The organism is Streptomyces sp. NPDC052910 (assembly GCF_055585605.1).
Genome location: NZ_JBVJJR010000014.1, coordinates 1 through 12,368, shown reverse-complemented (window position 1 = coordinate 12,368; position 12,368 = coordinate 1). Strand labels below are relative to the sequence as shown.

Sequence of the window (12,368 nt, the reverse complement as noted above, 5' to 3'; positions counted from 1 at the left end):
CTTCGTTCACCTCACCCGACATCGTTTGCCCACGGGTCCGGCCGCGCCTGTCGCTCGTCAGCGGCCCTCTGGGTACCCACGGGAGATGACGGCATTCGTGCCCCGGCGCCGCCGGCTTCCCTGCTTCTCCAGTGCGGCGGACCTGCTTCTCCTGTGCGGCGAATCGATCCCGATCACGAACGCGTTCTCAGCGCCGTGACCTCCCGGAGTAGCAGCATCCCGTGTCATGGCAGACGGCAGCACCAGCAGGTTCCAGGCAGGCCAGACGGGCCTCATCGTCAGGATCCCGGACGCGGAGCCGGCCGTCCGCACGTGGCGTGAACGGTTCGATCCGTCGGCGCAAGCAGGAGTGCCAGCGCATGTCACGGTACTTTTCCCGTTTCTCGACGAGAACCGAATGGATGCGCGTGTCCGCTCGGCTCTCACTGACGTCCTCGGCAGACATCATGCCTTTGACGTGCGGTTCGAGAGTTGTGGACGGTTTCCAGGGGTCCTCTATCTCGCTCCCGAGCCGGATACGCAGTTGCGGCGGCTCACTGAGGTGATCACCGACCAATGGTCGGAAGCCCCGCCCTACGGAGGCCAGTTCGCCGAAATAGTGCCCCACCTGACCGTCGCGGATGGTCAGGAGGACGCTGTTCTGGACGAGATCGAGGCCGAGTTGCCCGGCGGTCTCCCCTTCACCTCCCGGGTCTCATCCGTTGACCTCATGGTGTTCGACGGCGCGGGGTGGCAGAAGCGGACGTCGTTCGCACTCCTTGAATGAACGGACCCCTGAGCTTGGCCGACCCGGCGCGGGCTCGGATACGCCGGCACGACTGGGTACGCGCACTGGGAGCGTGGCGCGGCGAAGGTGCGGGCCGGCGGTCGACGTGTGTCTCCCCCGAGCCGGTCCGCCAGTGCGCCGGTCCGACAGTGCGCCGGGCAGCCGTTGCCGCGGTTCTGTCGTCGTGGCGAAAGCGTGACCGCGGCACAGCGAAGCACCGCATGCCAGTCGGCCGTCCTGCTCCAGGCGGGGATTCACCCGTCCGCTCGCCGCGTCCGTCAGCGGCGTCCGGCTTCGTGTGGACCGTCGGGGGTCCGCGGTGTCGGCCACAGGCCGCGGGTGGCGAGGACGGCCACGCAGCCGCCGGCCAGGTTCAGGGCCACCCGGATCGCCGTCGCGTACCAGGGGACCGGTTCGCCGAAGTCGCTGAGGAGGAGCAGGAGCGCGGGCGAGGCGAGTGACCAGTAGACGTAGTTGGCGGGGCGGAAGGCGTAGGCCGTCGCGCCGGAGATTCCGACGAGCGCCGCGACCGCGTAGGGGCCGGGTCCGCCCAGCAGCATCAGGGCGGCGGCCACACCACCGAGGCTGTTGCCCACGACCCGTTTGGCGAACTTGGTGCGGGTTTCCTCAGCTGTGGGCCGCAAGGTGAGGAGGAGGGACGTCACGAACCAGTGGCCCTCGCCCCGGAGCACGCCCTGGGAGCCGGTGGCGGCCACGGCGGCGGCCGTGAGGGCGCCGAGCCGGGCGGCGTGGCGCAGTCGGCCGGTGGCCGCCGACGCGGTCCGGGACACGGTGGAAGGCGTGGGGTGCGGGTGTTGGGGTGGTGAGGGCGGTGAGGGTGGTGGTGGGGTGTTCGAGGAGTTGGTGATCGGCTGGGGGTGGGCAGGTGCTCGTTGGCTCAGGGGCAGGAGGAGGGCCGATGTCCAGGCGGAGCCGATGAGTTGGGCGAGTCCGGGGAGGGGCAGGCCCTCCGGGGGTGCGCCGTGGGTGCCGGTGATGCCGGTGAGGAGGACGGCGAGGGCGGCCGTGGTGCCCACGCGGGAGAAGAGGGCCCCGATGATGGCGGTGGCGCCGACGCCGAGGGCCAGGGCGAGCAGGCCGCTCCCGGTGAGGGCGGTGTAGGCGCCCGCGGCGGTCGTCCAGGCGGTGCGTACCGCGAGGCAGCGGGCGCGTTCGGCCCGGCCCGCGCCCTCCGGGAGGGGCATGGCCAGCAGGACGGCCGGCAGGGCGACGGCCGCGCCGGCGCCGGGATGGCCGGTCGCGGTACCGGCGGCGAGCGGGACGGCGAGCGCCGCCCCGGCGGCGACGCCGTCCGCGTAGCGCGGCCGGCCCTCGGGCCGCAGGAGGGCGGGCAGGGAGAGCCGGCCCGGCGGACCGTGTCCCCGCACCCGCCGCGCGGCGGCGTGCCGCCCGGTCACGGGACGACGGGCACGGCGGGTGGGGGGCCGGGCTCCGCCGTGGGCAGCCGGACCTCGATCGCCGTGCCCCGGCCGGGCGCGCTGTCCACGGTGAACCGCCCGCCCGCGCTCTCGACCCGCACATAGTGGCTGGCCAGGCCGATGTGCCCGGCGCGCAGCCGGTCCTGGACGACGCGCGGGTCGAAGCCGACGCCGTTGTCGCGGACGGTCAGCACGGTCTCGTCGCCTTCGGTGGCGAGGGTCAGCCACACGTCGGCGGCCCGCGCGTGCTTGACGATGTTGCGGAGGAGTTCCCTGGCGGTGGAGTAGAGCAGGGTCTCGTGGCCGACGCGGCCGGGCAGCCGCACGTCGTAGTGGACGCGGAAGCCGCCGCGCCGCGCGAACCGTTCCCCCGCGGCCTCCAGCGCGGCGCCCAGTCCGGCGGCGGCGAGGATCTGCGGATGAAGGTTGAAGATGATCTCCCGCATCTCGCGGACCGTGCGCCGCACTTCGTCCTGGGCGCGGCCGAGGGCGGCACGGGCCGTGGGGTCGGTGGCGGATTCCTCGGCCTCCTCCAGGTCGTGCAGAGCGGCCAGCAGCGTCTGGACCGCGCCGTCGTGCAGGGAGTCGGCGACACGAGAGCGTTCCCGCGTCTCGGCGGCGAGGGCGTCGTCGAGCAGGAGTTCGCGGGTGTCGAGGAGTTCGGCCACCCGTCGGCTGCGCCGGGCCAGCAGGACCGCGATGAGCACCGAGGCGCCGACCGTCCACAGCAGGTACGCCTCGTCGACGACGATGTCCCAGGACTCCCGCGCCGGGTGCGTCAAGGCGTGCGGTACGGACATCGCCGCGTAGCAGACCACACAGACGGCTCCGAAGCCGGCCGTGACCTTCGGCATCTGCCAGAGGACCGTGGCCGTGGACCACAGGAAGTAGGCGTAACGGACCGGGGAGTCCGGGCCGCCGGACACCGCCGCGAGGGCGGTGATCAGCGCGAGGTCCACGACGAGGGCGCCCGCGGCACCGCGCACGCCGGCCACCGGGCGGCGCCGGATCCACACCATCCGCCCGACGGCCCAGATCAGGTAGGCCACGAGCAGACCGTCGAACCAGTGCCGGTACGAGACGTCGGGCGGCCGGCGTCCCGCCATGAACAGGGGGACGGTCATGGCGAGCCGGATCCAGGCCACGCGGCGGGAGGAGAGCGCCGCGTCGCCCAGCCGTTCCTCGCGCAGGCGGGTCGTCATCGGCGCCCGCCCGGACAGGCCGCGCCGGAACGCCCGGTCGGCCCGCCTCCGTCCCGTTCTGTCCGGCACCGCACGGTTCCGACCCTAGACCGGCTTCCCGGCCGACGCCCGGCGGGTGTGGCCTGGGCGGGGGCCGGCCGGGGGTGGGCGAAGGCCGGTCGGCGTCCGGACGGGGGCGGGGCGGTCACGCGGCGGCACCGGAGCGGCCGGGAGACGCAAGCGCTCCATCAGGACGCGGCGTCCCGCGCGCCGGCCTCAGCGCCCGCCTGGCACCGGTGTCAACGGAGCGCGGTACGGGCACGACCGTCACGAGCAGCACAGCGAACACGAGCGAAGCCACCGTCCGACAGCCGAGCCCCACCCCACCGCCGGTGGTACCGCCGCGCCACACCTCGCCACTAGGCGAGCGGTCAGCGTCGCGGCGCCCGGCCGCCGACGTAAGCGGTCATCAGGTGGATGCGGGCGGGCAGGGCTCGTGCGCGCACGTACCCGAGCTCGGTCCCGCCGCCGGTGGCCGACAGTACGACGCCGGTTGCGATCAGCAGCCAGGAGGCTCGTCGAACGGTCCCTCCAGTGCGGCCGCCCCGATCACGCGCACCGCACCGCACCGCACCGAGCACGTCTCGAACGCACCGTCGGCGACACCCCACGCCCACGCGTGCGCGGCCGGCTCGTCCCCGCCCCCACTCCACGCGTGCCTTCTGTGGCTTGGCGGGCGCCCTGGCCACCGAGCGTCTGCGGCCCCGCTACAGCGGAGACCGAACAGGCGGTTCCCGACGGCACGGACCTCTTGGAGGCCGTCGACGCCTCCGCCCGGCACCACCGGCGCGACCGTGACTCCCCCGGCACGCACGCGGTCGTGTCATGGCACATCGTCCTGCCGGACACGGCCTTGCACAGCCCTGAGCCGGACTCCCGGCTCACCGCGCCGTCCGGGAGCAGGAGGGCCGCCTGCCTCGGCCTTCACCGACAGGGAACATCGCGGGGGCGCCGCGACGCCGCGTCAGGCACGCCGCCGCCTGGCCACCGCCCTCCGGAGCCGGTCCATCGGCCTCGGTCGGGATGCCGTCTGCGGCCTCGCCCCGGGCTCCGACGATCGGCTTGTCGCCGAGGGACGAACACGGCCAGGTCGGCCGCGCCGACCGGGTCGGCGGCGGCCACCGACGCCGCCCGCGCCTGGTGTCGGAGGCGGTCCTCGTCGGCCTCGCAGGTCACGGCTCCGACGCCGGAGCGGACGGCAGGGGCGGCAGGCGCCCGCGGCACGAACGGTACGGACACCGGGGCGGCACGGACACGGAGGCGGCAGGGACACGGGGCGGCACGGACATGGGCGGCGGCACGAACGCCGGGGACGGCACGGACGTCCACAGCGGCACGGACCGCACCCGCGGCGCGCTCACGGACCCGCGGCGCGCTCACGCACCCGCGGCGCGGTCACGGACCCGACGCCTCCGCGACCGCCGCTGCCCCAACGTCCGCCCCGACGGCGCACGTTGCGCGGAGTGGAGCCCGGGCCCCGGCGCGCGCCATCGCCTTGCCCGACCGGCGGTGCGCCCGGGGGCGGCTCCCGTAGTATTCGACCATGGGCGACGAGCAGACCCCCGACTTCGAGCGGATCAGCATCACGGTGCCCCGCGAGCTGGCCGAGCAGTTGCGCGGTTTGAAGGACGCGAACGTCATCGAGTCCGTGTCCGCGTTCGTGACGAGAACGCTGGCCGGCCAGATCGACCGCGACCGTCGCCACCGTGAGAGCGAGGAGCGGCTGCGACGGGACTTCGGCCTGGACGAGGAGTCGATCGCCCTGGCCCGCCAGTGGGCGGACGACGCGACCGGCCGCCGCACCCGGCTGTCCCTCGACCAGTACATCGCCACCCGCCGGAGCAGCGCCGCGTGACGGTCGACGCGGTGACGGGCGTCGTCCTCGACGCCGGCTTCCTCTCCGACCTGGCCACCGACCGCAGGATCGAGCACGAGGTCCTCACGGACCGGTGGAGCTGGCACGCCGTCTCGGTCAATGTGCCGCAGACCGAGCTCGTCCTCGCCGAGCGCGAGAAGCCCGGCCGCGCTCGGGTCGCCCTGGAGCTGCTGCTCGCCCGCTGCGGCCCGTCGGTGCTCATCCGGCCGCTGGATCTGACGGCCGTCGAGGCGGCCGGGACGATGATGCGCCGGTACGCGCTGGAGGACATCGCGCTGGCGCACACGGCCGCCGTCGCGGTGCCGTCCGGATGGACCGTGTTCACCACCGCCCCCGAGCGCTACCGGCCCCTCGGCGACACGATCGACGTCTTCGGGCTCGCCTGACGCGGTCGCCCCCGCCCGCCCCACCCGCCGCCCCGCCGTCGCCCGGCACCACGCGGACAACCGGCACGGCGCCGCCACAGCGAGACCGCGGCGGCCGGCGCACACCAGGCCGGCCTGCCGCCACGGGCCAGGCCGGCCCGCCGCCACGGACCAGGCCGGCCGGCGCTCGCGAGCGCCTTCCCCGCGCCGCGACCGCACCCCTACCCTGACGGCCATGACGGCCACCCCCCGGCACCCCGACGTCGAGACCGCCGTCCGCTACCTCGCGACGGTGGCCCGCCTGGCGACCGCTGAGGAGCTGGCGCCCTTCTTCCATCCGGACGTCGTCCAGCACGAGTTGCCCAACGCCCTGGCCCCCGACGGCGCCGTCCGCGACCTGCCCGCCATCCTGGCGGCGGCGGAGCGGGGCCGCGCGGTGCTGGCCGCGCAGGCGTTCGACGTCGTGGAGGCGGTCGCGGCCGGCGACACGGTCGCCCTGGAAGTCCGTTGGCGAGGCACACTCGCCGTACCGCTCGGCAGGCTGCCCGCCGGCCACGAACTGCGGGCGCACCTCGCCGTCTTCCTGGATTTCCGGGACGGCAGGATCGTGTCGCAGCGCAACTACGACTGTTTCGTCCGCCTCGCCCCCTAGGGGATCGGCGAGGGTCGGCCGGGCCCGTACCCGGTGAAGACGGAAAGCGATTCCCTTCTAGTTCACTGTATGGCACTCTTGAGTTCATTGCGCTGAACTCAAGGAGACGTATGCCCACCGTCACCGCCGACCTCAGGAGCCGGCTCGACGCCGCCGCCATCGACGCCTCGGTCCACGCCCTGCGCCCCGACTACCGGGCGCTGCTCGTCGTCGCCGAAGGCCTCCGGCCCGGGCCGAGCGATGCCGCGAGCGAGCGGCTGCTGTCGGCGGCCGAGGCGAGCGCCCGCCGCCGCTTCGCCGATGTCCCGCCCGAGGAGCACCCGCACCTGGCCGCCTGGCGCGAGGCGTTCCGCGCATTCGGCGCGAAACCGCAGCGGACCCGGCCGAGCGCCGAGGCCCTGCTCCGCCGGGTTCCCCCGGGCCTGCCGCGCGTGGACCGGCTCACCGACGTCTACAACGCGGTCTCGGTCGCCCATGTCCTGCCGCTCGGCGGCGAGGACCTGGACCACTACGCCGGCGCGCCCCGGCTGGTGCGAGCCGGTGGCGACGAGCCGTTCGAGACCACGGCGGGCGGGGAGGCCGTCGTCGAGCACTGCCCGCCCGGCGAGGTGGTCTGGCGGGACGACGCGGGCGTCACCTGCCGGCGCTGGAACTGGCGTCAGTGCACGCGCACCCGGCTGACGGAGACCACCACCCGGGCGCTGTTCGTCCTCGACGCGCTCGGGCCGATGAGCGACGCGGAGCTCGACGCGGCGGGGGACGCGCTGGCCGAGGCACTGACGGAGACCAGCCCCGGGGCAGCGGTGGCGTCCCGGCTGCTGACCGCGACCGCCTGAGGCGGGTCCGGGGGCGGGACGCAGGCCCGGGCGGCCGCCCGGTCAAGGGGGGCAGACGGGGGCCGGCAGCCAACGCCCGCCCCCTCCTCCCCGGCCACGAGGCCTTCAGCCCGTAGGCACCCTCGCCGCCGACCGCATCCCCACCACCGGCCGGACTCTCACCACCGGCCGCACGCACATCGGGAGCGGGCAGCGGGGAACCGCGTGACCGCCCAGCCCAAGAACGGGCGGACGACCCGGCAGTGCCACTCCCGGCCCCCACCGCCGACCGCATCCCCACCGCCGGCCGGACTCTCACCACCGGCCGCACGCACACCGGAGACCGGGCTCCCGAACCGGGCGGGGGCCCGCGCGACCGCCCGGCCGACGGGCAGGCGGGCAGGCGGGCAGGCGGAGGGCCCGGCAATGACTGCCCACCCCTCTCATACGGCCTCCCACTCGCCGGCTCCCTCACCACCGACCGCCCTCACATCGACGGCCGGACCCATGTCTGCGACCGGACCTTCTTCCCGCCGGCCGGCCCGCAAACGAGAGCCGCGTCCGGCCCAAGGACGTAAGCGGCGTCGGCGGAGCACCGCCGGCCGACGTCTGGGGCAAGGCCCAGGGCGACGCCCTGGTCCGGTCTCGCCTACGGCGCCTCGGCCGAGGCGCAGGACGTTGCCCCGGCTGGGACCGCCGGACGGGCACGGGACGCGATGAGCGGGACGGCGCTCGGCCCGTGAGGCGGTGAGGGCGGTGAGGCGGCACCCGCAAGCCGCGCCGGGCCCTGCGTCGTCGCCCGGACCGGCCGCTCCCGGAGCGGAACCCGTCGAGCAGGCCCGCTCAGTGCCCGTCGGGCACCCGCTCCAGGACGAAGACGGGGATCACCCGGTCGGTCTTCTGCTGGTAGTCCGCGTAGTCGGGATAGGCCGCCACGGCCCGCTGCCACCAGAAGTCCTTTTCCTCGCCGGTGACCTCGCGGGCCGTCATGTCCTGCCGCACTGGCCCGTCTTGGAGCTCCGCCCGGGGGTCGGCCTTGAGGTTGTGGTACCAGACCGGGTGCTTGGGGGCGCCGCCCAGCGAGGCGACGACGGCGTACCGGCCCTCGTGCTCGACCCGCATCACGGGCGTCTTGCGGAGCTTCCCGCTCTTGGCCCCGCGTGTGGTGAGAATGACGACGGGCATGTCGCGCAGCGTCGTCCCCTCGGTCCCGCCGGAGCTCTCGTAGAGCTCCACCTGGTCCCTGACCCACTGCTCGGGGCTCGGTTCGTACTCGCCTTTGAGCGGCATGTGCGCTGCCCTTTCCGTTTCCGTTGGTGTCACGTCACTTGTGGCGGTCCGTGTCCGGCGGGCCGTCGGGCGGTGCCGGCCGATCCGCACGGGCTCAGGCATACCCCGGTGGCACGGGAGTTCACCGTCCCCGTCGTCTCGGGGCGGCTTCGCGGTACCGGGAGGCACTCCCGGGCGCCGCGCCCGGCCCGCACAACCCACACGGCCCACACGACCCGCACGACCCCCACGACCCGCGCGGCCTATATGGCCTACACGGACTCACATGAACCACGTGAACCCCACGGCCCGCACTACTCCCACTGCCCGGTCAGGGCTCAGACGCGGTCCCGTCGAGCCAGGACGGCCAGCCCCCCGGCCGCCGCGGCCACCGCGAGGAACGCCCCGAAGAGCGTCGTCCCGGTCGGCAGCCCCACCGCGTCGCTGAGGAACCCGACGGCGACGGGCAGGGTGCCCGCCGGCACGTAACCGCCCACGTTCAGCGCCGCGTTCGCCTCGGCGAGCCGCCGGGCCGGGACGCCGCCGTTGAGCAGGGAGAGCCCGCCGAGCAGTCCCATGCCCTGCCCGGCGCCGGCGAGCAGCGCGGCGGCGGCCAGGAGGACGGCCGAGGAGAGGCGCACCGCGGCCACGAGGGCCGCCATGGCCAGCACGGTGTTCACGGCGCCGGCGAGCAGGACGTTGTCGGGGCGCAGCCGGCGGACGGCGAACTGGACGCCGGTGGCGGTGAGGAACATCGCGAAGGCCAAGGCGCCGGGCACCACCCGGTTGGCGGTGCCGAGGAGGCCGGCGAGCAGGGACGGGCCGAGGGAGAGGACGAAGGAGGTGGCGGTGATGCCGGGGGCGAAGACGGCGACGGCCCGCAGCAGGTCGCCGCCCCGGCCGCGCGGGACGCCGGGCACCCGGATCCACGAGCCGCCGCCGTTCCCGGCCGGTCGCGGGAGGGGCATGCGCAGGACGACGGCCAGGGCGAGGACGAGGAGGACGGCCTCGACGGCGAAGACGGTCGTGGTGGGGGCGGGCAGGGTCTCGGAGAGCACGCCGGCGAGCAGCGGGCCGAGGCCCGCGCCGAGCACCATCGCGGTGGAGGCGAGCAGCGCCGCCTGGCGTCGGCGCGCGGGCCCGGCCACGTCGGAGACGGCCGCCATGCCGGCGGAGACGACCGCGCCGACGGCGACCCCGGTGAGCAGCCGGGCGGCCGTGAGGGCGGCGACGGAGGACGCGGTGGCGAAGATCCCGCAGGCGACGAGGGCGAGGAGTACCGCCGGGACGAGGACCGGCCGTCGGCCGATCCGGTCGGAGAGGACGCCCGAGACGAGGAGGGAGCCGATCAGGCCCACGATGTAGCTGGCGAAGACGAGGGTCAGGGTGCCCCGGGAGAAGCCGATGTCCCGCTGCCAGAGCGCGTAGAGCGGCGTCGCGGCGTTGGACAGCACGAACACGGCCGTCACGGGCCAGGCGGACAGCCACAGCCACCGGCCCGGGGTGGCCTCGGAGGCACTTCCGGGAGCACCTGCGAGGGCGGTGGCCGTCGGGCGGGCGGAGCGTGGGGCCGCGGGGGCAAGCCGGATGTCCGTCACCGGAACTCCTATTCGGGAATCAGGGGGGCGCGCCGGGGCGCGCCGACGTGTCGACGGCGGCATCCGCAGGCGCCGCTGTACGAGTTATTTCGAACTTAGCATGCAGTACGATCAAACTCGTACAGTGAATCGACGCCCCCCGCACCCCCGCTCGACCCGTGGAAGTGAGGAAGCAGCAGATGGCCACCGCCCACCCCGTCACCGCCTTCGCCATCCCCCCGGAGCCCGCCGGCGCGCCGGCCCCGCTGCCCGAACCCGACGTGGCGGACCTCCGGCTGGAGACCGTGCTGGGCGCACTGAGCGATCCGCTGCGGCTGCGCATCGTCCGCAAGCTGCTGCTGGAGTCCGAGGCGTTCGACCACCCGTGCGGCTGGTTCGGCCTCGACCGGCCCAAGTCCTCGCTGACCCACCACTTCAAGGCGCTGCGCGAGGCCGGGGTCACCCGGCAGCGCCAGTACGGCCTGGAGCGGCGCAGCCAGGTGCGGGTGACGGACCTGGAGGCCCGGTTCCCCGGGCTGCTCGCGCTGGTGGCGGACTGGACGCCCGCGTCGGACTGACCGGTCTCCGACCGGATCCCGACCGGGCCATGACCGGCCCTCGGACCACCGACCACGGACCACGGACCACGACCGGGTCGTCACCGGACCACGACCGGGTCACCCGGACGGGTCAGGTTTCCGCCGCGGGGGCCGGGTCACACGGGTAACGAACGTCGCCGGCCGTCCGGAGGGAACCGATGGACCACACGCAGGCCCCCGTCCTGGAAGCACTCGCCGCCTACCACGAGGCCGGCCGGCTGCCGTTCACCCCGCCCGGTCACAAACAGGCCAGGGGCGCCGACCCGGCGGCCCGGCGGGAGCTGGGCGACGCCGTGTTCCGCGCGGACGTCCTGGCCTCCGGCGGTCTGGACGACCGGCGTACCACCGGGCGGGTCCTGGAGCGCGCCGAGGCCCTGATGGCCGACGCGGTCCACGCCGAGCACACGTTCTTCACCACCTGCGGCAGCTCGCTGTCGGTCAAGGCCGCGATGCTGGCCGTCGCCAGCCCGCACGAGGAGCTGCTGGTGGGCCGGGACGCCCACAAGTCCGTGGTCGCCGGGCTGATCCTGGCCGGCATCCACCCGGTGTGGGTGGAGCCGCAGTGGGACGCGGAGCGGCACCTCGCGCACCCGCCGTCGGCCGAGGCGTTCGCGCGCGCCTTCGCGAAGCATCCGGACGCGCGCGGCGCGCTGGTCACCAGCCCGACGCCGTACGGGTCCTGCGCCGACCTGGCGGGCATCGCCGAGGTCTGCCACGAGCGGGGGCGCCCGCTCATCGTGGACGAGGCGTGGGGCGCCCACCTGCCGTTCCATCCGGACCTGCCGGCGTGGGCGATGGACGCCGGCGCCGACGTGTGCGTGACCAGCATCCACAAGATGGGCAGCGGCCTGGAGCAGGGCTCGGTGTTCCACCTCCAGGGCGACCTGATCGATCCGGCCGCCCTGAAGTCCCGCGCCGACCTGCTGGGCACCACCAGCCCGTCCGTCCTGATCCTGGCCGGCATCGACGCCTGGCGGCGCCAGATGATGCTGCACGGACGCGAGCTGCTGGACCACACGCTGGAACTGGCGGCGTCGGTGCGCAAGGGGATCGAGCGGATCGACGGGCTGCACGTGAACGACCGGGCCGACTTCACGGGGTCGGACCTGGCGGCGGACCTGGACCCGCTGCCCGTGATCATCGACATGGCGGAGCTCGGCACCACCGGCTATCGGGCGGCGGACTGGCTGCGCGACCGGCACCACATCGACCTGCACCTCGTCGATCACCGGCGGATCAGCGCCCAGCTCACCCACGCCGACGACGAGAAGACGGCCGAGACCCTGCTCGACGCCCTCCGCGACCTGTCCGAGGAGGCCCCGGGGCTGCGGCCGGCACCCGCCGTCGCCGTGCCCTCGCCGGGAGAGCTGCGCATGGAGCAGGCCCTGCCGCCGCGCGACGCCTACTTCGGACCCGTCGAGGACGTCGCGTACGACCGGGCCGAGGGCCGGATCGCCGCCGAGATGGTCACCCCGTACCCGCCGGGCATCCCGGCGGTCCTGCCCGGCGAACGCCTCACCGGGCCGGTCCTGGAGTACCTGCGGACCGGCATCGAGGCGGGAATGCACCTGCCGGACGCGGCCGACCCGGAGCTGCGGACCGTCCGGGTGGTGCGGGAGACGGACGACTCCTGACGACCGGGCCCCGGGCACGTCGAATCCCGCGCGTGCGGGGCTAGGCCGTCTCTTTCGGATCACTTTCACTGGCGTGCGATAGGTTGCCCGCCATGACTGGACTCGGATCCGTTGCCTGGCCACCTGCCCCGATAC

At 74.7% G+C, this 12,368-nt stretch carries 11 protein-coding genes; 7 read left to right on the top strand and 4 right to left on the bottom strand.

What is annotated here, in order from left to right; translation table 11 throughout:
- Positions 1 to 226 precede the first annotated feature (226 nt).
- Complete coding sequence (locus ACZ6X9_RS31570) at positions 227 to 766, top strand: 2'-5' RNA ligase family protein (RefSeq protein ID WP_469781452.1); 540 nt, start codon at positions 227 to 229, stop codon at positions 764 to 766.
- A 278-nt stretch (positions 767 to 1,044) separates the two neighbouring features.
- Here ACZ6X9_RS31570 and ACZ6X9_RS31565 read toward each other — a convergent pair whose 3' ends face one another.
- Together ACZ6X9_RS31565 and ACZ6X9_RS31560 are read right to left on the bottom strand one after the other, a co-directional pair.
- Positions 1,045 to 2,184: an FUSC family protein gene (locus ACZ6X9_RS31565; RefSeq protein WP_469781451.1), complete on the bottom strand. Its 1,140-nt coding sequence runs from the start codon at positions 2,182 to 2,184 to the stop codon at positions 1,045 to 1,047.
- Positions 2,181 to 3,407, bottom strand: a complete 1,227-nt coding sequence (locus ACZ6X9_RS31560) for a sensor histidine kinase (protein WP_469781450.1) — start codon at positions 3,405 to 3,407, stop codon at positions 2,181 to 2,183. The genes ACZ6X9_RS31565 and ACZ6X9_RS31560 overlap by 4 nt, the downstream gene beginning before the upstream one ends.
- A gap of 1,582 nt (positions 3,408 to 4,989) precedes the next feature.
- On the opposite strand from ACZ6X9_RS31560, the gene ACZ6X9_RS31555 reads away from it, so the two are divergent.
- The 4 genes from ACZ6X9_RS31555 (at position 4,990) to ACZ6X9_RS31540 (ending at position 7,175) form a co-directional block, all read left to right on the top strand.
- Positions 4,990 to 5,301, top strand: a complete 312-nt coding sequence (locus tag ACZ6X9_RS31555) for a hypothetical protein (protein ID WP_469781449.1) — start codon at positions 4,990 to 4,992, stop codon at positions 5,299 to 5,301.
- Positions 5,298 to 5,708, top strand: coding sequence for a PIN domain-containing protein (locus tag ACZ6X9_RS31550; protein WP_469781448.1), 411 nt, complete (start codon positions 5,298 to 5,300; stop codon positions 5,706 to 5,708). The genes ACZ6X9_RS31555 and ACZ6X9_RS31550 overlap by 4 nt, the downstream gene beginning before the upstream one ends.
- Before the next feature lie 214 nt (positions 5,709 to 5,922).
- Positions 5,923 to 6,339: a nuclear transport factor 2 family protein gene (locus tag ACZ6X9_RS31545; protein ID WP_469781447.1), complete on the top strand. Its 417-nt coding sequence runs from the start codon at positions 5,923 to 5,925 to the stop codon at positions 6,337 to 6,339.
- A gap of 110 nt (positions 6,340 to 6,449) precedes the next feature.
- The gene (locus ACZ6X9_RS31540; RefSeq protein WP_469781446.1) at positions 6,450 to 7,175 is read left to right on the top strand and encodes a B3/B4 domain-containing protein; all 726 of its coding nucleotides are present in this window, start codon (positions 6,450 to 6,452) and stop codon (positions 7,173 to 7,175) included.
- An 822-nt stretch (positions 7,176 to 7,997) separates the two neighbouring features.
- Here ACZ6X9_RS31540 and ACZ6X9_RS31535 read toward each other — a convergent pair.
- Positions 7,998 to 8,444, bottom strand: coding sequence for a nitroreductase family deazaflavin-dependent oxidoreductase (locus ACZ6X9_RS31535; protein WP_469781445.1), 447 nt, complete (start codon positions 8,442 to 8,444; stop codon positions 7,998 to 8,000).
- Between the two features lie 317 nt (positions 8,445 to 8,761).
- Complete coding sequence (locus ACZ6X9_RS31530) at positions 8,762 to 10,021, bottom strand: MFS transporter (protein WP_469781444.1); 1,260 nt, start codon at positions 10,019 to 10,021, stop codon at positions 8,762 to 8,764.
- A 179-nt stretch (positions 10,022 to 10,200) separates the two neighbouring features.
- Between ACZ6X9_RS31530 and ACZ6X9_RS31525 the strand changes: the two genes are divergently transcribed.
- Both ACZ6X9_RS31525 and ACZ6X9_RS31520 read left to right on the top strand, forming a co-directional pair.
- On the top strand, positions 10,201 to 10,578 hold the full coding sequence (locus ACZ6X9_RS31525) for an ArsR/SmtB family transcription factor (RefSeq protein ID WP_469781443.1): 378 nt from the start codon (positions 10,201 to 10,203) through the stop codon (positions 10,576 to 10,578).
- A gap of 179 nt (positions 10,579 to 10,757) precedes the next feature.
- Positions 10,758 to 12,233 carry an aminotransferase class I/II-fold pyridoxal phosphate-dependent enzyme gene (locus ACZ6X9_RS31520; RefSeq protein ID WP_469781442.1) on the top strand — a complete coding sequence of 492 codons (1,476 nt, stop codon included), beginning with the start codon at positions 10,758 to 10,760 and terminating at the stop codon, positions 12,231 to 12,233.
- Positions 12,234 to 12,368 lie beyond the last annotated feature (135 nt).

Coding starts and splice junctions, on each gene's coding strand:
- ACZ6X9_RS31570 (WP_469781452.1), top strand. CDS start 227: ATGGCAGACGGCAGCACCAGCAGGTTCCAGGCAGGCCAGACGGGCCTC.
- ACZ6X9_RS31560 (WP_469781450.1), bottom strand. CDS start 3,407: ATGACGACCCGCCTGCGCGAGGAACGGCTGGGCGACGCGGCGCTCTCC.
- ACZ6X9_RS31555 (WP_469781449.1), top strand. CDS start 4,990: ATGGGCGACGAGCAGACCCCCGACTTCGAGCGGATCAGCATCACGGTG.
- ACZ6X9_RS31545 (WP_469781447.1), top strand. CDS start 5,923: ATGACGGCCACCCCCCGGCACCCCGACGTCGAGACCGCCGTCCGCTAC.
- ACZ6X9_RS31540 (WP_469781446.1), top strand. CDS start 6,450: ATGCCCACCGTCACCGCCGACCTCAGGAGCCGGCTCGACGCCGCCGCC.
- ACZ6X9_RS31535 (WP_469781445.1), bottom strand. CDS start 8,444: ATGCCGCTCAAAGGCGAGTACGAACCGAGCCCCGAGCAGTGGGTCAGG.
- ACZ6X9_RS31525 (WP_469781443.1), top strand. CDS start 10,201: ATGGCCACCGCCCACCCCGTCACCGCCTTCGCCATCCCCCCGGAGCCC.
- ACZ6X9_RS31520 (WP_469781442.1), top strand. CDS start 10,758: ATGGACCACACGCAGGCCCCCGTCCTGGAAGCACTCGCCGCCTACCAC.